This is a genomic window from Metallococcus carri (assembly GCF_011440275.1).
Taxonomy (GTDB): domain Bacteria; phylum Actinomycetota; class Actinomycetes; order Actinomycetales; family Dermatophilaceae; genus Metallococcus; species Metallococcus carri.
The window spans coordinates 71,973-97,172 of the sequence record NZ_JAAOIV010000004.1 but is presented as its reverse complement, the minus strand read 5'-3'; the positions used below and the strand labels follow the sequence as shown (position 1 = coordinate 97,172).

Below are 25,200 nucleotides of genomic sequence, written 5' to 3'. Positions count from 1 at the left end.
GTCAGCCCGGCCAGACCCAGGCGCCGGTGCCGACCAGCACCGCCCGGGTGATGCCATAGACCGCGACGACGGCGACGACCGCCGGGAACAGGCCCCGGCTCACCCAGCGCGGCAACCGCGCGCCGGTGACGAACTGCCGCACCAGGAACACTTCGACGACGATCGCCAGCAGCATCACCAGGGGTGCGGTCGGGTTGAGCCGCATCGCGTCGGCTGCGTTGCCGTGCAACAGCATCGTCCACGACCGGGTCGCACCGCACAGCGGGCACGGCAAGCCGGTGAGCAACAGCATCGGGCAGGTGGTCGGCCCGGAGGACATCGTGCTGACCGGCACCACGGCTGCCGCGAGCAGCGCGGCGCCGATCCCGGCAATGGGCAGCAACAGCCCACGCCGGGTCACCGGCCGACGGGATGCGGCGAGCGCCATCAGGACAGCTGCCGTCCCTCGGAGTCGGTGATATTGCGCATCGCGATCAGGATGACGTCGATGATGTGCCAGATGCCGCAGCCACCGAGCGTCAGCAGCTTGGCGATGCCGAGACCGGTCTGGCCGAGATAGAACCGGTCGACCCCGAAGGTGCCGAGGAAGACCGACAACAGCAGCGCGGTCACCCACTCCTTGTCGGAGAACAAGCCCGGGATCTGCTTGGCGGGGAAGGGCGTCCCGCCGCTCGCCGACCGCACGAAGGTCTCCGGCGCGAGCGCCTTCGACTGCGCCATCATCTGCAACTGGCCGTAGTCGATCGGGCCCTGCTCGCGACCCATCACCGAGACGAAGAACTGGTCGTTGAACGGTCCGGGCTGCTGCATCGCCCCCCACTGCGGGTCGTCATAGCCGCCGTATGCCGCAGCGTCCGGCTGGCCGTATCCCTCGCCGACGCCCTGGCTCGGTGGCTTGCCGTAGTCACCGGACTGCGGGCCGGCATACGGGCCATTCTGCTGCCCGTACGGATCCGGCTGGCCCTGATAACCGTCGTTCGACATCATCTCTCCCCTGGTGCGGTCGTTGCGAGCAGCTTAGATGACGGATACGAAGGGGCCGCTCCGATGTCGTCGGAGCGGCCCCTTCTGCGTTGCGGGTCGGGTCAGCCCTTGGTGGCCTGGATGATCCCGAAGATGACGTTGAGCACCAGGATGACCGCACCGATGATGATCGCGGCCTGGGCCTTGCCCGCACCGGTCTGGGTGCCGCCGGACTGCTGGATCTCCTTCTTGGACTGCACGCCAAGGACGATGCCGACGATCGCGAGGATGCCGCAGAAGACGCCGACGCAGCTCAGGATGAGCGCGGTATTGGCCTTCTTGTTCTCGACCGGCGCCATGGTGCCGGCATACCCACCCTGGTTGGGGTCGTAGGCCGGGGCCGCGCCGCCGTACTGGCTCTGGTCGTACTGGCCCTGGCCGTACTGGTTCTTGTCGTAGTCGCCGTAACCCTGCGGCTGGTTCGGGTCGCCATAGGGCTGACCGGCCGGCGCATTCGGGTCGCCATACGGCTGACCCTGCGCACCCTGCTGACCGTACGGCTGCTCACCGTAGGGCTGGCCGCCCTGCTGGCCGTAGGGGTCGTTCGGGTTGTTGGGGTCGTTCGGCGTGCCGTAATTGCTCATTGCTTCCCTCCTGCGCAGCCATGGCGGCTGATCTCTCGCTCGGCGGATGCCGAGCGCCTCCCCGACAGCCTAAGCGGATTCGGGACCGATCGCGTGTTACAGCGCACCGCGCGGCGCCCAAGCGGCTAGCGCGGGGAGGTCTGCCGCCGCTGGCGCGCCACTTCATAGAGCGTCACCGAAGCGGCGATGCCGGCGTTGAGGCTTTCCACCGCCGAGCTCATCGGCACCGACACCACCTGGTCGCAGGTCTCCCGCACGAGGCGCGACAGTCCCTTGCCCTCCGAGCCGACGACGATCACCAGCGGCTCGGAGGCGAGCTGCAGATCGGGCAGCTCGACGTCGCCGTCCATGTCCAGGCCGATGACGAAGAAGCCGGCCTTGCGGAAGTCCTGCAACGCCCGGGTCAGGTTGGTCGCGAGCGCGACCGGGATGCGTGCCGCCGCGCCGGCCGAGGTCTTCCAGGCCGCGGCGGTCATGCCGGTGCTGCGCCGCTCGGGCACGATCACGCCGTGGCCGCCGAAGGCCGCCACCGACCGGACGATCGCGCCGAGATTGCGCGGATCGGTGATCCCGTCGAGCGCCACCACCAGCGGTATGCCGGGTGCCTCCGGGTCGATCAGATCGCGCGCGTCGGCGTACTGATAGGGAGGCACCTGCAAGGCGATGCCCTGGTGCACCGAGTCGTCGGTCATCCGGTCCAGCTCGGTGCGCTGGGTCTCCATGATCGGCAGCGCCCGGTCGGCGGCGATCTTGAGGCTCTCGCGCACCCGGTCATCGGAGTCGATCCGACCGGCCACGTGCAGCGCCGTCGCAGGTATGCCGGTGCGCAGGGCTTCCAGCACCGAGTTGCGTCCCGCGATCACCTCCTGCGAAGGCTTCGAACGACGTTGCGGCGCACCGGTTTTGGACCGGCCGGCCTTCTGCGCCGCCTTGTACGCCTTGTGGTTGGGGCGGTCGACGGCCTTCGGCGTGGGGCCCTTGCCTTCCAGCCCACGGCGACGCTGACCCCCGCTGCCGACGGTCGCGCCCTTCTTGGAGCCGCCCTTGCGCACGGCGCCACGACGCGCGGAGTTGCCCGGCATACCTGATCAGTCCTTCGGTTCGGTGGGAGCCGACAGCGACCAGCGGGCGCCGTCAGGCGTGTCCTCGACGGCGATGCCGGCGGCGGTCAGCTGGTCACGGATGGCGTCGGCGGTCGCGAAATCACGGGCCGCCCTCGCCTGCTTGCGGGTGTCGAGCAGGATCCCGATGACCGCGTCCAGGGCCTCGTCCGAGCGCGAACTTCCGGATGAATTCCATTGCGGGTCATAGGGATTGATGCCGAGCACCTCGGTCATGGCGACCACCTGGCGGGCGGCCTCCTCGGCGCGGGCGTCGTCGCCGTCGTCATACGCGCTATTGCCCTCGCGGATGGTGTCGAAGACGACCGCGAGTGCGCCGGAGACATTGACGTCGTCGTCCATGGCGTCGGCGAAGGCCGGCGGCAGGTCGTCCACCCGCACCGGCCCGAGCTCGGGTGCCGGCCCGAGGACGCGATGCAGGAAGCCCTCGATCCGGTCGACGGCGGCGCCGGCCTCGACGAGCGAGCCCTCGTGATAGTCGAGCTGGGCGCGGTAGTGCACGGCGCTCAGGTAGTAACGGACCGCGAGCGGGCGGTGCTGCTTGATCACCTCGCTCACCGCCAGGGTGTTGCCGATCGACTTGCTCATCTTCTCGCCGCCGATGGTGAGCAGGCCGTTGTGCATCCAGTAGCGCGCGAAGCCCAGCCCGGCCGCCCGCGACTGCGCGAGCTCGTTCTCGTGGTGCGGGAACCGCAGGTCCAGGCCGCCGCCGTGGATGTCGAACTCGTCGCCGAGCCAGCGGCGGGCCATCGCCGAGCATTCCAGATGCCAGCCCGGGCGGCCGTGACCGTAGGGCGTCGGCCAGCTCGCGGTCTCCGGCTCGCCGGCCTTGTGCCCCTTCCAGAGCGCGAAGTCGCGCGGGTCGTGCTTGCCGCGCGGGTCGGCGTCGGGCGCCGCCTCCATGTCCTCGATCTTCTGCCGGGTGAGCTCGCCGTATGCCGGCCACGACCGCACGTCGAAGTAGACATCACCGCTGCCGTCCGGCGCGGGATAGGCATGCCCCTTGGCGATCAGGGTGTCCATCAGCTCGATCATGTCCGGCACGTGACCGGTCGCGCGCGGCTCGTAGGAGGGCCGCTGCACGCCAAGCGCGTCGAGGGCATCGGAGGTCTCGCGCTCGAAGCGGTAGGCCCACTCCTGCCACGGCACGCCCGCCTCGGCCGACTTGTCGAGGATCTTGTCGTCGATGTCGGTGACATTGCGCACCAGGTCGACGTCGTAGCCGTGGCCGATCGTCAGCCAGCGGCGCAGGATGTCGAAGGCCACGGTGAAGCGCACGTGGCCGAGGTGCGGCGCGCCCTGGGTGGTGAGCCCGCAGATGTACATGCCGACCTTGCCGGGGTGCAGCGGTGCGAACGGCCGCAGCTCACGAGTGGCGCTGTCGTACAGGTGCAGAGTCACCCGCCGAGTTTATCGGCCAGGCAGCACCGCCCCCGACCAGTCAGCTGAGCGCTGCCTTCTCGGCCGCGATGGTGGTGTCGTCACCGTGGCCGGTGTGCACGACCGTCTGCCCCGGCAGCGCGAACAGCCGGGTGCGAATTGAGTCCAGGATGGTGTCCTCGTCGCTGAACGACCGGCCGGTCGCGCCCGGTCCGCCCTGGAAGAGGGTGTCGCCGGTGAAGACACAACCGAGGTCGTCGCTGACGAAACAGCACGCCCCCGGCGCATGCCCCGGCGTGTGGAGCACCCGAAGCACCGACCCGGCCACCGGGATCTGCTGACCGTTGACGAGGTCTTCGTCCGGCGTCTCGTCGGGATAGGTCATCTCCCACAGCACCCGGTCCTCCGGGTGGAGGTATGCCGGGGCTCCGGTCGCCTCGCGCAGTTCGCGCACCGCGCCAATGTGGTCGTCGTGGGCGTGGGTCAGCAGGATCGCCGTGACCCGGCGGTCCCCGATCGCCTGCAGGATCGGCTCGGCGTCGTGCGCCGCGTCGATGACCACACAGCTGTCGTCGTCGCCGACGATCCAGACATTGTTGTCGACCTCCCAGACGCCACCGTCCAGGCTGAAGGTGCCCGCGGTGACGACCTTGTCGAGGCGCAGGTCGCCGCTCACTTGGCGGCCTCCAGCTCCACGACCGAGCGCAGCACCGCGCCCTCGCGCATCTTGTCGAACGCCGCCTCCACATCGCCGAGGCCGATCCGCTCGGAGACGAAGGCGTCCAGGTCGAAACGCCCCTGCCGGTAGAGGTCGACGAGCATGGGGAAGTCCCGGCTGGGCAGGCAGTCGCCATACCAACTGGACTTCAGCGAACCGCCGCGGCCGAAGATCTCGATGAGCGGCAACTCGACCGTCGCCCCCGGCGACGGCACGCCGACCAGCACGACGCGGCCGGCGAGGTCGCGGGCGAAGAAGGCCTGCTCGTAGGTCTCCGGGCGGCCGACCGCCTCGACCACGACATCGGCGCCGAAGCCGCCAGTCAACTCCTTGACCTTCGCCACCACGTCCTCGGTGCGGGAGTTGATCGTGTGCGTGGCGCCGAACTTCTTGGCGGTCTCCAGCTTCGCGTCGTCCACGTCGACCGCGATGATCGTCGTCGCGCCGGCAACATGCGCGCCCGCGATCGCCGCGTCACCGACCCCGCCGCAGCCGATCACGGCGATCGACTCGCCGCGCTGGATCGCGCCGGTGTTCACCGCCGCGCCGAAGCCGGCCATCACTCCGCAGCCCAGCAACCCGACCGCGGCCGGGTCGGCCTGCTCGACCTTGGTGCACTGACCCGCGGCGACCAGGGTCTTCTCGGCGAAGGCGCCGATGCCAAGAGCCGGGGTGAGCTCGGTGCCGTCCTCGAGGGTCATCTTCTGGGTGGCGTTGTGCGTGGCGAAGCAGTACCACGGCACACCCTTCTTGCAGGCTCGGCATTCGCCGCAGACCGCGCGCCAGTTGAGGATGACGAAGTCGCCGGGCGCAACATTGGTGACGCCGTCACCGACCGACTCCACGACGCCGGCCGCCTCGTGACCGAGCAGGAACGGGAAGTCGTCGGTGATGCCGCCCTCGCGATAGTGCAGGTCGGTGTGGCAGACACCGCAGGCCTGCACCGCGACGACCGCCTCCCCCGGTCCGGGATCGGGCACGACGATGTCGACGAGTTCGACGTCGGCGCCCTTGCTGCGCGCGATGACGGCCTTGACGGTCTGGGGCATGGTTCTCCTTCGGGCGGTGACGAGTGCTTCAGCCCCAGACTCTCACCCGCAGGTTTTCCCAGCGCATCAGCCCTTCTCGGCACCCTCGTTGGCGCCGCGCACGAAGTAGCGCTGGAAGATGAAGAAGAGCACCGCGACCGGGATCGTCGTCAGCAGCGCCGCACCGAGCTTGAGCGGGTATTGCGTGCCGGCGCCGAGCTGGCCGCTCGCCAGGCTCGCCAGGCCGGTCACCAGCGTCTGGTGACCGGTGGTGCCATCGGTCACGACCAGGTAGTGCGTGAACTCGTTCCACGAGCCCTGGAAGGACAGGATGGTCAGCGTGATGAGGGCTGGCCGGGCCATCGGCAGCACCACCGACCAGAAGGTGCGAAAGATGCCGGCGCCGTCCATCCGGGCCGCTTCCTCGATCGACACCGGCACCGAGTCGAAGAACTGCTTCATGATGAAGACGCCGGCGGCGTCGATCATCAACGGCATGATCATCGCGGCATAGGTGTTGTAGATCCCGAGGTAGTTGACCATCAGAAACTTCGGGATGAGCAGTGCCACACCCGGCACCGCCATGATCCCGACGACGAGCGCGAAGACCAGGCCGCGGCCGGGAAAACGCAAGCGGGACAACGCATATCCCGCGAGGCTGTCGAAGAACACCCGGCTCACGGTGACCACCGAGGCGACGAGCACCGAGTTGAACAACCAGGTCGTCATCGGCACATGCGCGGCAGCGCTCGGGTCGAACATCGAGCGCCACGCGGCCATGCTGAACGGGTTGGGGATGAGCGACAACGGGTTGTTCGTCGCGTCGGCGTCGGTCTTGAAGCTCGTCGCGATCTGCACGAAGAAGGGGTAGATGAACAACACCGCGAAGGCCACCAGGGCCAGATAGACGCAGATCCGGGTGATCGGGCTGACCCGCGTGCTCATTTGGTCACCCCCGCCGGCTGGTCGGCGAGAGCAACGGCCGGCTGCCGCCGCCTCGACCGGCGAACGTCCTTGTCCCGCAACAGGAATCGCTGCAGCATGGTGCACACGATGATGATGAGGAAGAGGATGAAGGACATGGCGGCACCGACGCCATACCGCAGGTCGGCGAAGCCGGTCTGATAGGAGAGGAAGGCCGGGCTGAGCGTGGTGCCATTGGGGTTGCCCTTGCCCATGACGTAGATCTGGTCGAAGACCTGCCACGAGCCGATCAGGCCGAGCGTGAGCACCATGAACAGCGTCGGCTTGATCATCGGCAGGGTCACGGTGAGCAGCTTGCGCAGGCCGGTCGCGCCGTCGAGCGCGGCGGCCTCGTCGACTTCCGGCGGCACATCCTGCAGGGCGGCGAGGAACATCAGCATGAAGGTGCCCGAGGTGGTCCAGATGACCAGGATGATCACGACCGTCATCGCGACCGATGGGCCCGAAAGCCATTGCCACACAGTCTGGCCGAGGACTTCGTGCTGGCCCCAGCCGGCCTTGGACCCGTCCAGCCCGATCGCACTGAGCAGCATATTGAGCAGGCCGCGACCGTCGTTGAACCACTGCGGGCCGTTGATGCCGAACCAGCCGAGGAAGGCGTTGACCGCACCGCTGTTGCCGAAGATGAACAGGAACACCGTCGAGATGGCGACCGCGCTCGTCACCGACGGGAAGTAGAACGCGGTGCGGAAGAAGCCCTTGGCCTTCAGCGCGCGCGAGTTGACGAGCAAGGCGAGCAGCAGCGCGATCACCGTCTGGATCGGCACGACCAGCAGCACGTAATAAAAGATGTTGCTGATCGACTGCATGAAGGCGGTGCGCGTCAGGCCGTCCCGGGTGAACAGGTCGGTGTAATTCTTGGTGCCGACGAACTGCGCGTTCGGGCCGGCCACGAACGGGCTGCCGTTGCCGTTCCAGTTGGTGAAGCTCACGTAGAGCGCCATCAGGATCGGGGCGAAGAGAAACAACCCAAGGATGATGATCATCGGAGCGGTGAAGAGCCAGCCATAAAGGCCCTCCGGTCCGCGCAGCGACGAACGCCGCTTGAACATCGGCGCACTCCTTCCTCGACGAGGCGATGCCAGTGGTTGCCCGCGGGTGACCGGGGTGCGCCAGTCACCCGCGGGCGGTCAGCGGGAGCGGTGAACCGCTCAGTTGCCGGACGCGGCCGCGTCGGCGTTCTTCTGGAAGGCCTGCAGCAGCTTGGTGGCATCCGTCTGCGGCGTCATGGCTCCGATCGCCGAGTCGAAGCTGGTGGTCGCCTGGGTCAGCCCCGGCAGGTTGATCGGCGGCTTGGCGTATGCCGCCGCCTTCACGAACGCGGCCTGATCGGGGTACTTCTGCTCGAACTGGGTCAGGCCCTGCTTGGTCGAGGGCATCACCCCGAAGTCGGCGGCGAACTTCATCTGCTGGTCGGGGGTGATCAGCTGCTTGACCAGCGCGACGGCCGCGGCCTGGTTCTTGGACTTGGCGGCGATGCCCCAGCAGTTGGAGAACATCAGCGAGCCCTTGCCGGCCGGGCCGGCGGGCAGCTCGACGGTCTTGTACTTCACGCCCGGGAAGTCCTTCATGCCGCCGGCGATCCAGTTGCCCTCGATGGTCATCGCGGCGACCTTCTTGCCGAGGGCCTCACCGCCCCAGCCGGTGGAGGGCTTGGTCTGGGTGTTGTACTTCAGCACCCCGGCCTGCATCAGCTTTTGCACTTCCTGCAGACCCTTGACGTTGCCGGGGTCGGTGGCGGTGATCTTGCCGCCCGACTGCAGCCAGCCGCCGGCCTGCACCATGAAGGCGCCGCCGCGGTTGTGGTCGTTGCCGATCACCAGCCCGGTGACATTGCCCTTGGTGAGCTTCTTGGCCACCGTCTCCAGCTGCGCCCAGGTGGTGGGGTAGTCCTTGTCGGTGAGGCCGGCGGCCTTCCACAGGTCGGTGTTGATCTGCAGCGCGAGCGTGGACGAGTCCTTCGGCGCGCAGTAGAACTTGCCCTGATAGCTGAACGCCTGCACCAGCGAGTCCTCGAAGGTGCTCTTGTCGAGCTGGTCGCCATAGGGGAAGAGATAGCCCGCCTTGGCGTAGGTGCCGATCTTGGAGGCGTCGACATAGAACACGTCGGGCGGGTTGGCACCGGCGAAGCCCTGACCGAGCTGCTGGTCAAGGTTGGAGGCGGCGACGACGTTGACGGTGTTGCCGCTCGACTTGCCCCAGGCGGCGGTGGCGTCCTGCACGGCCTTGGTCTCGGCCGGGCCGGAGCTGCCGATCATCATGGTGAGCTTCACGCCGCCGGCGGTCTTGGTGTTCTGGCTCGGCGCCGAGCCACTGGTGAAACCGCCGCCACCCCCGCAGGCGGCAAGGGTGAAGACGCCGAGGCTCGCGACGGACATCGTCACGGCCCGGCGAACGGTGCGGGGAGCGGTCATGCTGTGCCTCCAGGGTGTTGATCGGACCCGGCGGGATCCGGTGAGCGAGGCAGGTCGAACGAGCTGACCTGCGGTTCTTGGGGGATGGAGCTGGTGCGGACGACCAGCTCGGGGGTGAGCAGAGCGGCACCCACCGGTTCGTCGGCGAGCAGCGCGAGCACGTGGTCGGCCACGGCGGCGAGCGGCTGCGACAGCGACGTGAGGCCGATCGTCTCGGCGAGGTCGGTGTCATCGAAACCGACCAATCCGATATCGCGACCGGCCACCAGGCCGATCTCGGTCAGATGCCGCCAGACACCGGCCGCCAGCACATCGGAGGCACACACGATCGCGCCGCCCTTGCCGACCTGCCGCACCAGGTCGACCGCGACGCGGGCCGCCGAGTCGATCTCCTGGTATGCCGTGGCTTCCGGTCCGCCTCCGCTCTCGGTCAGCCAGCCCCTGCGCCGGTCGTCACCGACCGGCGAGCCGGTGGGCCAGCCGAGGAAGCCGATGGTGCCGTAGCCGCCCTGCTTGAGGTGGCGGACCGCGGCGCGCACCCCGGCCCCGCCGTCGACATCGGCATACCGCTCGATCGTCGGGTCGTCCCAGATCCGGCCGAAGGCGGCGAACGGCACGCCCTGCTCGACCAGCCACGCGGGGCGCGGGTCGCCGTGCGCGGTGTTGGCGATGACGAAGCCGTCGACATGGCGGCCGGCGAGCAGGTCGCGATAGTCGGTGACCGACATCGACGGGCTGGCGACGAAGGGCATGATGTGCGCGCCGGTGACGGCGGCCCGGGCGGTGAGCTCGACCACGAAGCTGTCCAGGATGTTGCCCAGGCGCCGGGTGCCGAGCGTGTCGAGCTCGAAGCCCCAGGCACCCGCGGTCTCGCGGCGCAGCAGACTCGCCGCGCGGGAGGGGTGGAAGCCGAGTTCGGCGATATGCCGCTCGACGGTCGCCAGCGTCGCGGGCGCCACCCGGTCGGGGTAGTTGATGACGTTGCTCACGGTCTGGCGCGAGACGCCGGCAGCGCGCGCGACGTCCACGATCGTCACGCGGTGCGAGCCGCGGGTTCCGGGCATCGATCAATCCTTACGCGTGATTTGAACGTTCATATGGACTCGCCTAATGTGACTCACGGCACAGGAGGTGTCAAGCGATTCGGCCGATCCGGCGACCCACTGGTCACGATCGGTCCTGGAGGCTGAACCATGGCCAGCGCTGACCGCAACGACGGATGGAGCCGAGGATGACCGACCCGCAGCAACCCTGGCTCCATCACCTCGCGATCGCGGTCGACGGTCCGCTCACCACGCTGTCGGCCGACGACGGGACCATCGCCGAGGGCGCCCACGGTGTCTATCTCGATGACGTGCGCATCCTGGACCGGCTGGTCATCGACATCGACGGTGGGGTGAGCCAGGTCGCCACCGCCAGCCAGGGCAATGTCTCGGAGTTCTTCGGTTCCGCGCGCGGCCTCGGCGACCGGGGCGCCGACCCGAGCGTCGAGGTGCACCGGCGGCGCGAACTCACCGCACCGACCCTGACCGAGACCGTCACCGTGCGCTCCCGGGCAGCGCTGCCGGTGACGGCGACCCTGCGGTTCGAACTCGCCGCCGACGGCGCCGATATCGCCGCGGTCAAGCACGGCGAGCCCGCGGGGTTGCCCGTGCCCATGACGATCGAGGGCGGCACCGTGCGGTGGACGACCGGACGGCTGGCCAATATCGCAAGCTGGTCGGTGAGCCCGAGCCACCTCGCGCGGGACGACCGCGGCACCGTGGTCGCGCAGTTCCCGATCGACCTCGCGCCCGGCACCGAGACCCAGGTGGCTCTGCAGATCACCGGCGAGCGCACCCGCCCCTCCAAGCTCGACGCCGACGCGGGCGCCGCGCGACTCGCTCTGGAGTGCACGGTGAGCGCCGATGACCCACGTGTCCCGCTCGCGGTGCAGGCCGCGCTGAGCGATGTCGCTCATCTCGCCCTGACCGACCCGCTCGCGCCCGAAGACTGCTTCCTCGGCGCCGGAACCCCTTGGTATCTCACGCTTTTCGGCCGCGACTCGATCTGGGCCGCGCGCATGTTGCTGCCGCTCGGCACCGATCTCGCGCTCGGCACGCTGCGCACCCTTGCCCGCCGTCAGGGCACCCGGGTGGACCTCGCGACCGCCGAGCAGCCCGGCAAGATCCCGCACGAGGTGCGCCGCGACGCCGGACCGGCCGGCTCGCTGCCGACGGTCTACTACGGCACGGTCGACGCCACCGCCCTATGGGTGTGCCTGCTCGACGACGCACTCGCCTGGGGCCTGCGTGCAGACGATGCCCGCGAACTGCTGCCGGCGCTGCGTGCGGCGCTTCGCTGGCTCACGGCATACGCCGCTCCCGACGGGGACGGGCTGATCAAGTACATCGACGACAGCGGCACCGGGCTGGTCAACCAGGGCTGGAAGGACTCCGGCGACTCGATCCGGTTCCGGGACGGGACGATCGCCGAAGCGCCGATCGCGCTGCTCGAAGCCCAGGCGTATGCCGTCCTCGCCGACCGGGCGGGCGCGCGCATCCTGCGCTCGCTCGGCACGGACGCCGACGCCGAGCTGATCGACGCGGCCGAGTCACAAGCCGACGCCCTCACCGCGGCCGTGCGCGAGCGGTTCTGGGTGAGCGATGTGGACCGCAGCTGGCCGGCGATCGCCATCGACGGGCAGGGCGAGCCGGTGACCGGCGTCGCCTCCAATATGGGCCATGCCCTGGGCACCGGCAGCTACACCGCGGACGAGGCGCGACGGGTCGCCGACGTGCTGATGGACCCCACGATGCTCAGCCCGTCCGGCATCCGCACCTTCGCCAGCGACAACGGCGGTTTCAACCCGATCGGCTATCACACCGGCTCGGTCTGGATCCACGACACGGGCATCTGCGCGCTCGGCTTGGCAGCCGAGGGGCTGCACGACGAGGTGGCTGCGGTCACCCGGTCGATGCTGGAGGCGACGGCATATTTCGGTTACCGCTCCCCCGAGTTGCATGGCGACGGTGGCGTGCTGGGGCGGCCGGTGCCCTATCCGGCGTCCTGCCGCCCGCAGGCCTGGTCGGCGGCCGCGACGATCGCGATGCTCACCGCGGCGCTGGGGTTGCGCTGCGATGCGCGCTCGAAGGTGCTGACGCTGCGGCCCGGCGTGGGGCCATTCGGCGCGCTGACGCTGTCGGGTGTGCGGGTCGCCGGTCAGCCGGTGACGATCCGGGTCGAGCGCGACGGGTCCGCCTCCGTGGACGGCCTGCCCGACGGGTGGCGCATCGAGCGCGCCTGACCAGCCCTCCGCGAAACGTCAGTAGTTCTCCGCGAAACGTCAGTAGTTCTCCGCGAAACGTCAGTAGTTCTCCGCGAAACGTCAGTGGTTCTCGCTGCGGCCAACCGGTGGAGACACTTCCGTCTACCCACGGATGACCAGCGTGGTCGCGATGGCGGCGATTCCCTCGCCGCGGCCGGTGAGGCCGAGCCCGTCGGTCGTGGTCGCCGACAGCGAGACCGGTGCCCCGCCGAGCGCCGCCGACATCGCGGCCTGCGCCTCCTCGCGGCGGTCCGCGAACTTGGGCCGGTTGCCGATGATCTGCACCGCGAGGTTGCCGATCGCGAAGCCGGCGTCGGTCAGCGTTATCAGCACATCGGCCAGCATCGCGGCGCCGGAGGCACCCTTCAGCTGTGGCCGGTCCACCCCGAACTGCGTGCCGAGGTCCCCCAGTCCAGCCGCCGACAACAGCGCGTCACAGGCGGCGTGGGCGGCGACGTCACCGTCGGAATGACCCTCGATGCCACGCTCCCCCGGCCACTGCAGGCAGGCGAGGAAGAGCGGCCGGTCATCGCCGGCATACCGATGCACGTCGACACCGATGCCGGTGCGGGGCAACGTCATTCACCACTCCTCGAGCACAGCCGCTGGATGATGTCCAGGTCGGCGGGAGTCGTCACTTTGAGAGCTGCTGGGTTGCCGTCGACGACGACGACGCGCCCACCGTCGGCCTCGACCAGCGCGGCGTCGTCGGTCGCGTGCCGGCCACCCGCGTGCGCCCGCTCGAGCGCCTCGCGGGTGAACCCCTGCGGCGTTTGCACCGCGCGCAGGCTCGCGCGGTTCGGGGTCGCGACGACGACGCCGCTCGCGTCGACCTGCTTGACCGTGTCCACCAGAGGTATGCCGGGGACGGCCGCGTCCGCACCGGCCGTGACCGCCGCGGCGACCGTGTCGAAGAGTGCGGCCGGGGCGAAGGCCCGGGCCGCGTCGTGCACCAGCACGACCTGGGCGTCGGGCGACAGCGTGCGCAGACCGGCGGCGACCGAGTCGGTGCGTTCGGCGCCGCCCTCGACCAGCCGGACCCCGTCGATGCCAGCGAGGGCGGCCTCGAAGTCCTCGCGATGCATCGGCGGGAACACCACGACCAGGTCGGCCACGTCGCGCGCAGCCAGAGCGCGCCGGACTGCGTGCCGCACCAGCGGTTCACCGCAGACGGTGACGAGGGCTTTCGGCATACCGGCTCCCAGGCGCGTGCCCAGACCGGCCGCGACGACGACCACCCCAACGGCGACGCCCACGGCAGCCGAGCTGTCGTGGGCGTTGTCGTTGACGGGTGGTGTCAGGATGCGAGGACCTCGTCGAGGGTCGCCTCGGCCTTGTCCTCATTGGTGTGCTCGGCCAGGGCCAGCTCGGAGACGAGGATCTGGCGCGCCTTGGCCAGCATCCGCTTTTCGCCGGCGGACAGGCCGCGGTCCTGGTCACGGCGCCACAGGTCGCGCACGACCTCGGCGACCTTGATCACGTCACCGGACGCGAGCTTCTCCAGGTTGGCCTTGTAACGGCGCGACCAGTTGGTCGGCTCTTCGGTGTGGTCCGCACGCAGCACCTCGAAGACGCGGTCCAGACCCTCCTTGCCGACCACGTCGCGGACGCCGACCAGATCGCAGTTCTCCGCGGGAACTTCGATGGTCAGATCGCCCTGGGCAACCTTCAAGACGAGGTACTGCTTGTCCTCTCCCTTGATCTTGCGGACCTTGATTTCTTCGATGAGCGCCGCACCGTGGTGGGGGTAAACGACGGTCTCGCCGACCTTGAAAACCATATGTGATATGCCCCTTTCGCGACCCCCAGAATACCACGAGTGGCGGGGGTCACTCGAATCGTTTCTGCAGGTCAGCGGGCAGATCAGGGTGCCTACGAGGGGTTGACAAGCCGCCTTGTGCGTGCTTCGCGCGGGCGGTCTTATCGACCAGCTGACCTCGACCGAGCGGCACCGCAGGGCCCCGGTACGATGCCGCTCGTGAATCGATCCCGCCTGCGCCGCTCGCCGCTGCCCGCCGTCGCTCTCGCCGCCGTCGCCGCGACCGGCCTGAGCGGATGCATGTATTTCTCACCGCAGCAGACGACCAAGCCGTATATCCCCGCCGACGGCAATATCGCCTCCGTCGGGCCGGTGCAACTCACCAATGTGCTGGTGGTGACCTCCGGCAAGGGAGCCGACGGCAAGCTGCAGGGCCTGGCCACCAACACCAGCAACAAGCCGGTGCAGCTGAAGGTCCAGCCGCAGGGCGGTGCGGCCACCACGCTGACCGTCCCGGCGATGACCTCGGTGCGCCTCGACGGCAAGACCAATGGCAACGACACCGCCACCGTGCCGGCCGTGTCCGTCGCCAAGGTCCCGGTTGTCCCCGGCAAGGAGATGACGATCACCTTCACCATCACCTCCTCGGGCAGCAGCAACCCGGTCGGCGTCCCGGTGCTGCTGGACCAGCCGCCCTATGGCACCGCCACCCCGAGCGGGCAGTCGAGCAGCGCCGAAGGTGGCAAGGAAGGCTGAGCGGTCAGCTCGCCTCGAATTTGTACCCCAGTCCCCGCACGGTGACGATGAACTGCGGGTTGCCGGGGTCCGGTTCGACCTTCGCGCGCAGCCGCTTGATGTGCACATCGAGCGTCTTGGTGTCGCCGACATAATCGCTGCCCCAGACCCGGTCGATCAGCTGACCGCGGGTGAGCACCCGCCCGGTGTTGCGCAGCAGCAACTCCAACAGCTCGAACTCCTTGAGCGGCAACTGAATCGGCACTCCGGACACGGTGACCGTATGCCGGTCCACGTCCATCCGCACCGGACCACTGTCCAGCGTCGCCGGCAACAACTCGTCCTGGTCCTGACCCCGGCGCAGCACCGCCTTGATGCGGGCCAGCAACTCGCGCGAGGAGTAGGGCTTGGTGACGTAATCGTCGGCACCCATCTCCAGGCCGACGACCTTGTCCACCTCGCTGTCCTTTGCGGTCAGCATGATGATCGGCGTGGTCGCCTTCTGGCGCAGCGTGCGACAGACATCGACCCCGGACATGCCCGGCAGCATCAGGTCGAGCAGCACCAGGTCGGCACCGGACCGATCGAATTCGGCCAGTGCGTCGGGGCCGGTCTCAGCGAGCGCCACGTCATACCCCTCCTTGCCGAGCAGGTAGGTGAGCGGGTCCGAGATCGAGGGCTCGTCCTCGACCACGAGGATGCGCGTCATGGAACAACCTTCCTGGGGGTGACCGGTGCGGTGACGGCCGAGGAATCCGGCCGGGCTGAGGGGAGGCGGATGGTGAACGTCGACCCCTGGCCCTCCTCGGACCACACGCTCACCTCCCCGCCGTGGTTGGCGCAGATGTGCTTGACGATGGCCAGGCCGAGGCCGGTGCCGCCGGTGCGCCGCGAGCGGGCCGGATCGACGCGGTAGAAGCGTTCGAAGATCCGGTCGAGTTCACCGGCCGGTATGCCGTGCCCCTGGTCCTTGACGACGACAGCGACCAGATCGCCGTCGGCCTGCACGGTGACCGTGACGCGGGTGCCGGGCCCGGAGTAGTTGATGGCGTTCTCGATCAGATTGCGCACCGCGGTCGTCACCAGGTTGCGGTCACCCCAGATCTCGGCCGGACGCCCGCCGGAGGCGTGCGTGACGATGACCTGGATCCGGGCCGCCTCCGCCACGGTGCGCAGGTGCTCGGCGGCGTCGTCGACGCAGGCGTCCACGTCGACGAGCACCGGCTCATCGAGGGTGTCGGCCACCTGCAGCCGGGACAGTTCGACGATCTCCTGCACCAGCCGGGCGAGGCGCGCGGTCTCCGACTGCATCCGGCCGGCAAACCGGTGCACCGCCTCCGGGTCGTCGCGCGCGTCGTCCATCGCCTCGGCGAGCAGCGTCAGCCCGCCGACGGGGGTCTTGAGTTCGTGGCTGACGTTGACCACGAAGTCGCGGCGGGTCTCCTCCACCCGGCGCGAGTGCGACCGGTCATCGATCAGCACCAGCACCCGGTCATCGCTCAGCGGGTTGACCCGCACGCCGAGCGTCAACCGGCCCTCGCCGACCGGGCCGCGGGCGACCTCGAGCTCGACCTCGCGCAGATCCTGTTCGCGGCGCACCTGGCGCACCAGCAGCCGGACCTGGTCATGCACCAGCTCGGTGCCGCGCACGATCCCCAGCGAGGTCGCTGCGGGCGAGGAGCGCACCACCCGGTCCGAGGCGTCCACGACAACCGACACCGAGCGCAGCGCATCGAGCACATCGGCGACCTCCGGCGACACCGGCTCGGCGGCCAGACTCGAGGTCTCCGCACCGGTGGACGTAGCGCCGCGCCGGGTCAGCCACCAGCCGACCAGCAGACCGCACGCCAGGCCGGCGAGCGCTGCGATTGCCACGAACACGCGCCCAAATGTACGCGGACGCCGCGAGTGCTCCAGCACCGTCGTGAGCACGCAGCACGGGGGTTGCCCGCTGTTCACCTCGCGGCCAAGGGTCGTTCATCGCGCGCTGCGAATCTCTCGAAGTACCCACGCCCGGGTGCGATGATGTCGCACGCGCGCGGGTCCGCTCATTGGGGGCGGACGCGGGCGCGACCGACCGCCAGCCGGCTCAACCCAAGGACGCCTCGATGCGTGACGCATTCCACGACTCTCTCGACCACGTCTCCGACCAACTGGAGGAGATGACGCGGATGGTCGGCACCGCCATCGCGCGGGCGACCGACGCCCTGCTCGGCGCCGACCTCAGCGCGGCCGAGAGCGTGATCGCCTCCGACGACGACATCGACGCGTTGCGCCGCGATGTCGACGACCAGGCCGTCGACCTGCTCGCCCGCCAGCAGCCGGTCGCCACCGACCTGCGGATGGTCGTCACCGCGATGCACATGGCCTCCGACATCGAGCGGATGGGCGACCTCGCCCGGCATATCGCCAAGGTCGCCCGGATGCGCTACCCGCAAAGTGCGGTCCCGGACGCAGTGCGCGACACCGTGCTGCAGATGTCCGAGGTCGCCCGCGAACTCGTCGCGATGACCGGCCAGGCCATCTCGCAGAAGGACGTCCACGCGGCGGTGCAGATCGCCAAGGAGGACGACCGGATGGACGAACTGCACCGGCAGATGTTCGCCGCGCTCGTCGACGAGCACTGGACCCACGGCACCGAGGCCGCCGTGGACGTGACCCTGCTGTCACGCTACTTCGAGCGCTTCGGCGACCACGCGGTGGCCGTGGCCAACCGCATCGTCTACCTGGTCACCGGCTACTACGGGACCGAGGACGAGGGCTTGCTGACCCGCTGACCCCGGCATACGGGCGAAGCGCGCGCCGCAGGGGGCCGCGCGCTTCGACCCGTCAGCGGCCCTGCTTGGCGACCGCCTCCGCCGCGGCCTTGGCGGCCTCCGGGTCGAGATATTCCCCGCCCTTGACCGTGGGGGTGAGGTTGTCGTCGAGGCGGTAGACGAGCGGCATACCGGTCGGGATGTTGAGGCCGACGATGTCGTCGTCGGAGACGCCGTCCAGATGCTTGACCATCGCGCGCAGGCTGTTGCCGTGCGCCGCGACGAGGACCGTCTTGCCGGCCTGCAGGTCGGGCACGATCTCGGACTGCCAGTAGGGCAGGAAGCGCTCGATGACGTCCTTGAGGCATTCGGTCGCCGGCATCTGGTCGCCGAGGTCGGCATAGCGAGGGTCGCCCGCCTGGGACCACTGGTTGTCCGGTGAGATCGGCGGCGGCGGAGTGTCATAGGAACGGCGCCAGGTCATGAACTGCTCCTCGCCGTATTGCTCCAGGGTTTCCTTCTTGTCCTTGCCCTGCAGGTCGCCGTAGTGCCGCTCGTTGAGGCGCCAGGAGCGCTTGACCGGGATCCAGTGCCGGTCGGCCTTGTCCAGCGCGATGTTGGCGGTGCTGATCGCGCGGCGCAGCAGGCTGGTGTGCACGACATCCGGCGTGAGCCCGGCCTCCTTGATCAGCTCGCCACCGCGGCGTGCCTCCTCGCGACCCTTGTCGGTGAGGTCGACATCGACCCAACCGGTGAACAGGTTCTTGGCGTTCCAGTCCGATTCGCCGTGCCGCAGCAGCACCAGTGTGTAGGTCATGGCGCCTGAGTTTAGGACTCGAGCAGGTGACGGAAGGCCTCGAGGTTGCGGGTCGACTCGCCGCGGTCGATCCGCCAGGCCCACTCCTTGCGCATGGAGGTGAGGAAGCCGATCGCGAGCAGGTCGTTGAACGGTTCGTCGCAGGCCGTGAGCAGGGTGCCGAGGAGTTGATCGAGGTATGCCGCGTCGACCGCCTTGAGCGGGACCCTGCCGGTGACGTAGACATCGCCCGAGGTGTCGATGCGGTAGGCGAGGCCGGGCAGTTTGAGGTTGCGCTGCAGCAGGAATCGGTAGAACTGCTCGTGCCGCTCGTCCGGATTGCGGATCACGAACGCGGTCGTCACGAGGTCGCGTTCACCGACGGTGAGGGAGGCGACGGTCTTGAGCTTCTTATCCCCCGGCAGCGTCACGACGATCTCACCGTCGTTGACCCCGTCGTCGTGCTCGATCTCGTTGTCCTGCAAGAACGTTCGGATCGTTTGCAACACCTGCTGTCGCATCAGGGGATCACCGCCGTGGGGACGCTAGCGAGCGTGAGGCCGGGGTCGTATGCCGCCCGCTCGCCCTCGGGTCGGCACGCGTGACGGTAGACGGCCATCAGCTTGTCGGTGGTGGCATCCCAGCTGAACCTGTTGGCCCGCTGAATCGCCTTGTCGGACAACGCTTTTCGCCGCGCCTCGTCGTCGAGCAGGTCGAGCAGGGCGTCCGACCAGACCGCCGGATCGTGCGAGTCGAGCAGCACGCCGGCGTCACCGACCACGGTCGGCAGACCGCCGACATGGGCCGCGACCACGGGCGTGCCGCAGGCCATCGACTCCAGGGCCACCAGGCCGAAACTCTCCGAATGTGAAGGCACCACAGTCAGATCCGCTGCCGAGAACCACTGGGCGAGCTCGGGGCGCGACACCGGCGGGACGAACTGCACCACATCCGCCACGCCGAGCTCGCGGGCGAGCGCCTGGAGGCTGCGCGGCGCCTCCAGACCGCTGCCGCTCGGCCCACCGAGGATGCCGACGACGAGGGTCTCGCGCAGCTGGGGGCGTCGCTCGAGCATCGCCGCGGCGGCGCGCACGAGCACATCCGGAGCCTTGAGCGGCTGGATCCGCCCGACGAAGAGCAGCACCTGCGCGTCCCGTGGCAGGCCAAGGGCATCCCGGGCGTCGTCGGTGCTCTGCGGCCGCATCACCGCCAGGTCGACACCGGGCGGCACGACGCGCACCCGGCGAGGGTCGGCGGCATACAGCTCGATGAGTTCGCGAGCCTCGTCGTCGGTATTGGCGACCAGCCAGCTGGCCACCTTGACGACCTGCTCCTCGCCGATCTCCCGGCCGGTGGGTTCGGGCCGATCCCCTTGTGCCAGAGCGCGATTCTTGACCTTGGCCATCGTGTGCATGGTGTGCACGAGCGGGACATTCCAGCGGTCGGTGGCGAGCCAGCCGACCTGCCCGGACAGCCAGTAGTGCGAGTGGACCAGGTCGTAGTGACCCTCGGGGTGGCTGGCGACATGCCGCATCACGCCCGCCGCGAAAGCACACAACTGGCCGGGCAGATCCTCCTTGGCCAGCCCTTCGTAGGGGCCGGCGTCGATATGGCGCACGGTCACGCCAGGCGCGAGCTGGACGGTCTCGGCCAGGCTGGCGGAGGTGCGGCGGGTGAAGATCTCCACCTCGACCCCGCGCGCACCGAGGCGCTTGGCTGTCTCGACCACGTAGACATTGAGCCCACCGGCATCGCCGGTGCCGGGCTGGTCCAGCGGCGAGGTGTGCACGCTGATCATCGCCACGCGCCGCACCGGGCAGCCGTCGGTCCTGTCGGTCACGTCCGCCAGTCTCGCACCCGGCGCCCTACCCTGGGCGCGTGGGACGCGAACGACCGGTCGGCACCGTGACCCGCGGCACCACCAATCCCAACCGCCTGCGCCGCTGCGACCGTTGGCTGCTCGCGACCCAGGCCTGGCGGTTGCGCGAACGGCCGGTGATCGTCGATCTCGGGTATGGCGCCTCGCCGGTCACCGCCCTCGAACTGCATGACCGGGTATGCCGGGTGCGTCCCCAGGTCGAGGTGATCGGCATCGAGATCGACCCCGGCCGAGTGGCGGCCGCTGCGCCATTGGCACGGCCGGGGCTGTCCTTCGCGCTCGGTGGTTTCGAGATCCCGGTGCCCGGCCAGGTCGACGTGGTGCGCGCGTTCAACGTGCTGCGGCAATACGACGAATCGCAGGTGGGGGGTGCCTGGGACCTGGTGCGGTCGCGGTTGACACCGGCTGGGCTGTTCATCGATGGCACCTGCGACGAGATCGGCCGCCTCGCGACCTGGGTGGCGGTGACCGCCGACGGGCCGCAGACGCTGACCCTGTCGATGCGGCTGGGTGGTCTGGAGGACCCCTCGGTGATCGCCGAGCGGCTGCCGAAGGCACTGATCCACCGCAATGTCCCCGGAGAAGCGGTGCATGACCTCCTCGACGCGATGGCGAGCGCTTGGCGGCGAGCCAGCCCGCATTCGGCATACGGCCGCCGGCAGCAGTGGCTGCAGATGGTGCGGTCCTTGCGTGCCGACTGGCCGGTGCGTGGCGACGAAAAGCGTTGGCGCCTGGGCGAACTCACCCTCGACTGGTCCGCCATCGCCCCCACCCGAAACGTCAGTAAAAACTCGCGAAACGTCACTTAAGTCTCGCGAAACGTCAGTAAAAACTCGCGAGATGCCACCGGCCGAATCTCGCGAGGAACTAGTGACGTTTCGCGAGGAACTAGTGACGTTTCGCGAGGAACTAGTGACGTTTCGCGAGGAACTACTGACGTTTCGCGAGGAACTAGTGACGTTTCGCGAGGAACTAGTGACGTTTCGCGAGGAACTACTGACGTTTCGCGGGTTAGTGGGCGAGGCCGGTGGTGGCGACATAGGCCGTGCCGTCACCGGAGCAGGTGACCCGTTCCTGCGAGGCGGGCACGAAAGCCGAGTCTCCCGACGCGAGCCGCAGCTGGTCGGCGCCGTCGTCGAGCACCACCTCACCGTGCAGCGCGAGCACGATCCGCGGCCGGTGCGCACCCGGCACCACCACCGGCTCCGCACCGGGCAACACCTGATGCAGCTGGAAGTACGGCACGTCGACCGGGAAGCTCACCACCCGGCCGTCGCGTGAGCCGCGTTCGGGCACCATCGACCGGTCGGTGTCGACGATGCGCAACAGCTCGGCGACGTCGATGCGCTTGCTGGTCAGGCCTGCTCGTACGATGCTGTCCGAGCTGGCCTGGATCTCCACCACGACGCCGCGCACGCCCGCGTGCATCACCCCGGCCGGGACGAAGAGGTAGTCCCCCGGCTGCATCACCCGATAGCGCATGGTGAGCAGCACGATCAGACCGATGTCCCCCGGGAAGTCCTCGGCCACCCGCAGCATCGCCGCGACCGTCTCGTCTCCCGTATGCCGGGCTGCCGCTTCGCACACCTGCGCGACCAGCTCACCTGCGCGGTCCGCGTCGAGCCGCAGGAGAGCCGAGAGCAGGGCGTGCATCGGGCGAGACTGCGACCTCGCCGCCTGCACCAACGCCGAAAACCCTTGCGCCCCAAGCAAATCCGCGAGGGCGACGACTTCGGCATACGGCCGGGATCCGGCGAAGACCTCGAACGGCGTGACCGCCAGCCAGGCCTCCGGCTTGGGCCAGCGGTCGGCATAGGTGCCGTGGAAGGCGGTGAGCAGGTCATCCGACGACGGATGCACCTGGATCGACAACGCGTGCTCAGGCGCGAGCACCTTGAGCAGGAACGGCAACCGGCGGTTGAACTGCACGGCGGTGTTCTCGCCGATCTCACCGTCGGGGTCGGCCTCGATGATCCGGTCCAGCGTGGTCTCTTCGCGGCCGCGCGACAGCCCCGACGGATCGCCCTCGTGCGCGCCCATCCACAGCTCGGCCTCCGGCGCGTCGGTCGGCCCGGGCCGGCCGGTCAACTCGGCGAGCGCGGTGCGCGAACCCCAGGCGTAGTCGCGGATGCGGGGCGTCAGGCGATCCATGGTCTCCCTAGCGATGCGGCGTGGTCAGGAATTCCCCCACCAGCGACCGCACGCGGGCGCGGTGGGTCCACATGATGCCACCGGGCGGCAGCACCTCCAGGCGAGCGTTCGGCAGCGCGGCCGCCAGCTCTCGCCCGACCCACACCGGATGCGCGGGATCGTCCTCCTGAGCGATCACCAGCACCGGTGTCTGCACGCGGTGCAGCGAGTCGAGGGACTGCAGCGCGGTGAGATGCGGGATCGAGCGCAGCGCCCGTGACACATCGGTCTGCACGATCAGCCGCGCCTGCTCCCGGCACCACTGCTGCACGGGTGCGGTATGCCGGACCTCGGCCGGCTGTTCGAGCACCAACTGTTCGGCGAGCCCGTCCACGTCGCGGTCGTCGGCCAGGGTCGCCATCGCGACCAGCCGTTCGAGGGCGGCGTCCCGGCGCGGGTGGTCGGTGACGGCGGGCAGGGCGAGCACGATCCGGTCGAAACGGGCTGGGACGCGCTCGATCAGGTTGCAGATCGCGCCCGCGCCCATGCTCACCCCGAGCGCCTGCGTCGCTCCCGTATGCCGGGCCACCGCGTCGAGTTCGTCGGCGAGGTAGCCGTAGGTCCACGGTGTCTCGGGTGAACTCGAGGCGCCGTGGCCGCGGAAGTGCAGGTAGACCTGTTGCCCGCCGACAGCGGTGCCGAACGGCCGGGTGGTGTCGATCGACCCGGCCAGGCCGTGGGCGAAGATCGTGACCGGCGCACCGGCGCCGGTGACGAGATATTCGAGATAACCGCCGGGGACCGGCAGCAGCGACGTGCGCCGCGAGGTGCTGCCTACCACCGGGTGTTGCCGCGGCCGCGGTTGCCTTCCACCTCGCGCAGCTTGGGCCGCACGTCGGCGAGATAGACGCCCGATCCGACCGCGGCGATGATGCCGAAGATGCTGAGCGGGCTCTGCGTGAGCATCAGCAGGGCGATCGCGGCGCACACACCGTTGATGCCGAGCCAGATCGGCTTGGTGAGCTTGCCGGCTGCGACGAAGGCGTCGGCGCGGTGCCGCAGCGCATCCACGACGGCGAACGCGGACATGCCGAGCAGCAGCACCCCGAGGATCAGCGCAACCCAGGCCTGGACGGTCGCCAATGCAGTCATAGCCATGAGCCTAAACGTCGACGATCACGGTGAACGGACCGTCGCCCACCGACGCCACCTGCATCGTCGCCCCGAACCGCCCGGTCGCGACCGCCAGCCCGAGGTCGCGCAGCGCGCTCACGAGCGACTCGATCAGCGGCTCGGCGACTTCACCGGGCGCGGCGTCGGTCCAGGACGGGCGTCGCCCCTTGCGGATCGCGCCGTAGAGCGTGAACTGCGAGACGACCAGCACCGGCGCGCCCTCGTCGAGCACCGACCGCTCGTCGCGCAGGAGCCGCAGCTCGCTGATTTTGCGGGCCATCGTGGCGACCTGCGCCGGGCCGTCGGTGTGCGTCACGCCGACGAGGGCGAGCAGTCCGGACCCGTCGATCGCCCCGACCACCTCACCGTCGACGGTGACGCTTGCGCTCGAAACCCGTTGCAGGACAGCGCGCATCAGATATTGACCGGCCGCACCGCACCCACCGGTTCGCCGTGTCCGAGCACGGGCGCGTCGAGCAACTGATCGAGCACCGGGGCGTCCACACCGATCGCGCGCAGCACTGCCGCCAGGATCACCGGGCGAGCGCGCTGACCGCCGTCGGCGACCTTCACCACGACACCCCGGCCGTCGGCGAGACCCACGGCATACACCGCTTCGGCGCCGTCCTTGGCGATCAGCCCATCGACGCCGCGGATGAGCGCGGTGACATCGCGGCGGGTGCCGCCGAGGAACTCCGGATGCTCCCGTATGGCGTCCCGCACCGTGCGCTCGGGCGTGCCGGCCGGCGCCGTTGCCAACCGGGCGAAGGCCCGACCCAGGCCCACCGGGGACAGGGCCATCACCGGCGCGCCGCAGCCGTCGACGGCAGTCGCGGCGATCGGTTCGCCGGCCAGCTCGGACAGGGTGTCGGCCATCGCCCGCTGCAGCGGGTGCTGCGGGTCGCGATAGGTGGCGGGGTCCCAGCCGGCCGCGAGGCAGGTCGCCAGCATCGCGGCGTGCTTGCCGGAGCAGTTCTGCGCCAGCGATTCCGGGCCGTGGCCGGCGGCGAGCCACGCCCGGCGAGCCTGCTCGTCATACGGCAGGTCGGGGGTGTTCTGCAGATCGGCGACGGTCAGCCCAGCATCGGCGAGCATCGCCTGGACGCCCTCGAGGTGGAAGCCCTCACCCGAATGCGACGCCGCCGCGAGCGCGAGCTGCGGGCCCTCGAGCCGCAGCCCGGAGCGCAGCATCGCCACCGCCTGCAGCGGCTTGTTGGACGAACGCGGGAAGCACGGGGCCGTCGCCTCACCCCACGCCCGCTGGACCACACCGTCGGCGTCCACCACCACCGCGACGGCTCGGTGCACGGACTCCACGAAGCCGCCGCGGTCGACATACGCGAGGACGGGTGCTTCGGACAGGGCTTGCGAAGATGCGGTCACGAGGATCGAGGGTAGAACGCGGCGAGCCCC

General features: G+C 69.4%; 28 protein-coding genes. 4 read left to right on the top strand and 24 right to left on the bottom strand.

Features of this window, described 5'->3' with window-relative positions; all coding sequences use genetic code 11:
- Position 1: 1 nt before the first annotated feature.
- From G9U51_RS07065 to G9U51_RS07015, 11 genes are all read right to left on the bottom strand, one after another.
- Positions 2 to 427: a DUF2752 domain-containing protein gene (locus G9U51_RS07065; RefSeq protein ID WP_166195252.1), complete on the bottom strand. Its 426-nt coding sequence runs from the start codon at positions 425 to 427 to the stop codon at positions 2 to 4.
- The gene (locus G9U51_RS17330; protein ID WP_235945657.1) at positions 427 to 984 is read right to left on the bottom strand and encodes an NINE protein; all 558 of its coding nucleotides are present in this window, start codon (positions 982 to 984) and stop codon (positions 427 to 429) included. The genes G9U51_RS07065 and G9U51_RS17330 overlap by 1 nt, the downstream gene beginning before the upstream one ends.
- 101 nt (positions 985 to 1,085) lie before the next feature.
- Complete coding sequence (locus G9U51_RS07055) at positions 1,086 to 1,607, bottom strand: DUF4190 domain-containing protein (RefSeq protein WP_166195249.1); 522 nt, start codon at positions 1,605 to 1,607, stop codon at positions 1,086 to 1,088.
- A gap of 125 nt (positions 1,608 to 1,732) precedes the next feature.
- The gene (rlmB, locus tag G9U51_RS07050) at positions 1,733 to 2,689 is read right to left on the bottom strand and encodes a 23S rRNA (guanosine(2251)-2'-O)-methyltransferase RlmB (protein WP_166195246.1); all 957 of its coding nucleotides are present in this window, start codon (positions 2,687 to 2,689) and stop codon (positions 1,733 to 1,735) included.
- Between the two features lie 6 nt (positions 2,690 to 2,695).
- Positions 2,696 to 4,129 carry a cysteine--tRNA ligase gene (gene cysS / locus G9U51_RS07045; protein ID WP_166195242.1) on the bottom strand — a complete coding sequence of 478 codons (1,434 nt, stop codon included), beginning with the start codon at positions 4,127 to 4,129 and terminating at the stop codon, positions 2,696 to 2,698.
- A gap of 40 nt (positions 4,130 to 4,169) precedes the next feature.
- Positions 4,170 to 4,784: an MBL fold metallo-hydrolase gene (locus tag G9U51_RS07040; RefSeq protein ID WP_166195239.1), complete on the bottom strand. Its 615-nt coding sequence runs from the start codon at positions 4,782 to 4,784 to the stop codon at positions 4,170 to 4,172.
- Complete coding sequence (locus G9U51_RS07035; protein WP_166195236.1) at positions 4,781 to 5,875, bottom strand: S-(hydroxymethyl)mycothiol dehydrogenase; 1,095 nt, start codon at positions 5,873 to 5,875, stop codon at positions 4,781 to 4,783. The genes G9U51_RS07040 and G9U51_RS07035 overlap by 4 nt, the downstream gene beginning before the upstream one ends.
- A gap of 66 nt (positions 5,876 to 5,941) precedes the next feature.
- Positions 5,942 to 6,799 carry a carbohydrate ABC transporter permease gene (locus G9U51_RS07030; RefSeq protein WP_166195234.1) on the bottom strand — a complete coding sequence of 286 codons (858 nt, stop codon included), beginning with the start codon at positions 6,797 to 6,799 and terminating at the stop codon, positions 5,942 to 5,944.
- A complete protein-coding gene (locus G9U51_RS07025; RefSeq protein ID WP_235945655.1) occupies positions 6,796 to 7,890 on the bottom strand; it encodes a carbohydrate ABC transporter permease in 1,095 nt (364 codons plus the stop codon). Before G9U51_RS07025 ends, G9U51_RS07030 begins: the two co-directional genes overlap by 4 nt.
- Before the next feature lie 99 nt (positions 7,891 to 7,989).
- Positions 7,990 to 9,252: a sugar ABC transporter substrate-binding protein gene (locus G9U51_RS07020; protein ID WP_166195232.1), complete on the bottom strand. Its 1,263-nt coding sequence runs from the start codon at positions 9,250 to 9,252 to the stop codon at positions 7,990 to 7,992.
- Positions 9,249 to 10,316 carry a LacI family DNA-binding transcriptional regulator gene (locus tag G9U51_RS07015; protein ID WP_166195229.1) on the bottom strand — a complete coding sequence of 356 codons (1,068 nt, stop codon included), beginning with the start codon at positions 10,314 to 10,316 and terminating at the stop codon, positions 9,249 to 9,251. The genes G9U51_RS07020 and G9U51_RS07015 overlap by 4 nt, the downstream gene beginning before the upstream one ends.
- A 167-nt stretch (positions 10,317 to 10,483) precedes the next feature.
- On the opposite strand from G9U51_RS07015, the gene G9U51_RS07010 reads away from it, so the two are divergent.
- The gene (locus G9U51_RS07010; RefSeq protein WP_166195227.1) at positions 10,484 to 12,538 is read left to right on the top strand and encodes a glycogen debranching N-terminal domain-containing protein; all 2,055 of its coding nucleotides are present in this window, start codon (positions 10,484 to 10,486) and stop codon (positions 12,536 to 12,538) included.
- A 123-nt stretch (positions 12,539 to 12,661) separates the two neighbouring features.
- On the opposite strand, the gene ispF is transcribed toward G9U51_RS07010, so the two are convergent.
- From ispF to G9U51_RS06995, 3 genes are read right to left on the bottom strand one after another with little or no spacing between them, the layout of a single operon-like run.
- On the bottom strand, positions 12,662 to 13,141 hold the full coding sequence (ispF, locus tag G9U51_RS07005) for a 2-C-methyl-D-erythritol 2,4-cyclodiphosphate synthase (protein ID WP_166195224.1): 480 nt from the start codon (positions 13,139 to 13,141) through the stop codon (positions 12,662 to 12,664).
- On the bottom strand, positions 13,138 to 13,815 hold the full coding sequence (ispD, locus tag G9U51_RS07000) for a 2-C-methyl-D-erythritol 4-phosphate cytidylyltransferase (RefSeq protein ID WP_166195221.1): 678 nt from the start codon (positions 13,813 to 13,815) through the stop codon (positions 13,138 to 13,140). Before ispD ends, ispF begins: the two co-directional genes overlap by 4 nt.
- 41 nt (positions 13,816 to 13,856) lie before the next feature.
- Complete coding sequence (locus tag G9U51_RS06995; RefSeq protein ID WP_145225015.1) at positions 13,857 to 14,339, bottom strand: CarD family transcriptional regulator; 483 nt, start codon at positions 14,337 to 14,339, stop codon at positions 13,857 to 13,859.
- 198 nt (positions 14,340 to 14,537) lie between these two features.
- On the opposite strand from G9U51_RS06995, the gene G9U51_RS06990 reads away from it, so the two are divergent.
- Positions 14,538 to 15,074 carry a hypothetical protein gene (locus tag G9U51_RS06990; RefSeq protein ID WP_166195218.1) on the top strand — a complete coding sequence of 179 codons (537 nt, stop codon included), beginning with the start codon at positions 14,538 to 14,540 and terminating at the stop codon, positions 15,072 to 15,074.
- Between the two features lie 4 nt (positions 15,075 to 15,078).
- On the opposite strand, the gene G9U51_RS06985 is transcribed toward G9U51_RS06990, so the two are convergent.
- Together G9U51_RS06985 and G9U51_RS06980 are read right to left on the bottom strand one after the other, a co-directional pair.
- Positions 15,079 to 15,762, bottom strand: a complete 684-nt coding sequence (locus tag G9U51_RS06985; protein WP_166195214.1) for a response regulator transcription factor — start codon at positions 15,760 to 15,762, stop codon at positions 15,079 to 15,081.
- The gene (locus G9U51_RS06980; protein ID WP_166195211.1) at positions 15,759 to 16,934 is read right to left on the bottom strand and encodes a sensor histidine kinase; all 1,176 of its coding nucleotides are present in this window, start codon (positions 16,932 to 16,934) and stop codon (positions 15,759 to 15,761) included. The genes G9U51_RS06985 and G9U51_RS06980 overlap by 4 nt, the downstream gene beginning before the upstream one ends.
- Before the next feature lie 227 nt (positions 16,935 to 17,161).
- Between G9U51_RS06980 and phoU the strand changes: the two genes are divergently transcribed.
- Positions 17,162 to 17,830 carry a phosphate signaling complex protein PhoU gene (gene phoU, locus G9U51_RS06975; RefSeq protein WP_166195209.1) on the top strand — a complete coding sequence of 223 codons (669 nt, stop codon included), beginning with the start codon at positions 17,162 to 17,164 and terminating at the stop codon, positions 17,828 to 17,830.
- 52 nt (positions 17,831 to 17,882) lie between these two features.
- Here the strand turns inward: phoU and G9U51_RS06970 are convergent, their stop codons facing one another.
- The 3 genes from G9U51_RS06970 to mshA are packed head-to-tail and all read right to left on the bottom strand — an operon-like array spanning position 17,883 to position 20,403.
- Positions 17,883 to 18,626: a phosphoglyceromutase gene (locus G9U51_RS06970; protein ID WP_166195206.1), complete on the bottom strand. Its 744-nt coding sequence runs from the start codon at positions 18,624 to 18,626 to the stop codon at positions 17,883 to 17,885.
- 11 nt (positions 18,627 to 18,637) lie between these two features.
- A complete protein-coding gene (locus tag G9U51_RS06965) occupies positions 18,638 to 19,126 on the bottom strand; it encodes a type III secretion system chaperone family protein (RefSeq protein WP_166195203.1) in 489 nt (162 codons plus the stop codon).
- On the bottom strand, positions 19,126 to 20,403 hold the full coding sequence (mshA, locus tag G9U51_RS06960) for a D-inositol-3-phosphate glycosyltransferase (RefSeq protein WP_166195683.1): 1,278 nt from the start codon (positions 20,401 to 20,403) through the stop codon (positions 19,126 to 19,128). The genes G9U51_RS06965 and mshA overlap by 1 nt, the downstream gene beginning before the upstream one ends.
- Positions 20,404 to 20,483: 80 nt before the next feature.
- On the opposite strand from mshA, the gene G9U51_RS06955 reads away from it, so the two are divergent.
- Positions 20,484 to 21,293, top strand: coding sequence for a class I SAM-dependent methyltransferase (locus G9U51_RS06955; protein WP_166195200.1), 810 nt, complete (start codon positions 20,484 to 20,486; stop codon positions 21,291 to 21,293).
- 202 nt (positions 21,294 to 21,495) lie between these two features.
- Here the strand turns inward: G9U51_RS06955 and manA are convergent, their stop codons facing one another.
- The 5 genes from manA to G9U51_RS06930 are packed head-to-tail and all read right to left on the bottom strand — an operon-like array spanning position 21,496 to position 25,170.
- Positions 21,496 to 22,635 carry a mannose-6-phosphate isomerase, class I gene (manA, locus tag G9U51_RS06950; protein WP_166195197.1) on the bottom strand — a complete coding sequence of 380 codons (1,140 nt, stop codon included), beginning with the start codon at positions 22,633 to 22,635 and terminating at the stop codon, positions 21,496 to 21,498.
- A 7-nt stretch (positions 22,636 to 22,642) separates the two neighbouring features.
- The gene (locus G9U51_RS06945; RefSeq protein ID WP_328823360.1) at positions 22,643 to 23,455 is read right to left on the bottom strand and encodes an alpha/beta fold hydrolase; all 813 of its coding nucleotides are present in this window, start codon (positions 23,453 to 23,455) and stop codon (positions 22,643 to 22,645) included.
- Positions 23,449 to 23,766 (bottom strand): DUF2516 family protein, encoded by a 318-nt coding sequence (locus G9U51_RS06940; protein WP_166195195.1) that lies wholly within the window; start codon positions 23,764 to 23,766, stop codon positions 23,449 to 23,451. Before G9U51_RS06940 ends, G9U51_RS06945 begins: the two co-directional genes overlap by 7 nt.
- A 10-nt stretch (positions 23,767 to 23,776) precedes the next feature.
- Positions 23,777 to 24,202, bottom strand: coding sequence for a D-aminoacyl-tRNA deacylase (dtd, locus tag G9U51_RS06935; protein WP_166195192.1), 426 nt, complete (start codon positions 24,200 to 24,202; stop codon positions 23,777 to 23,779).
- The gene (locus G9U51_RS06930; protein ID WP_166195190.1) at positions 24,202 to 25,170 is read right to left on the bottom strand and encodes an asparaginase; all 969 of its coding nucleotides are present in this window, start codon (positions 25,168 to 25,170) and stop codon (positions 24,202 to 24,204) included. The genes dtd and G9U51_RS06930 overlap by 1 nt, the downstream gene beginning before the upstream one ends.
- Between the last annotated feature and the right edge of the window lie 30 nt (positions 25,171 to 25,200).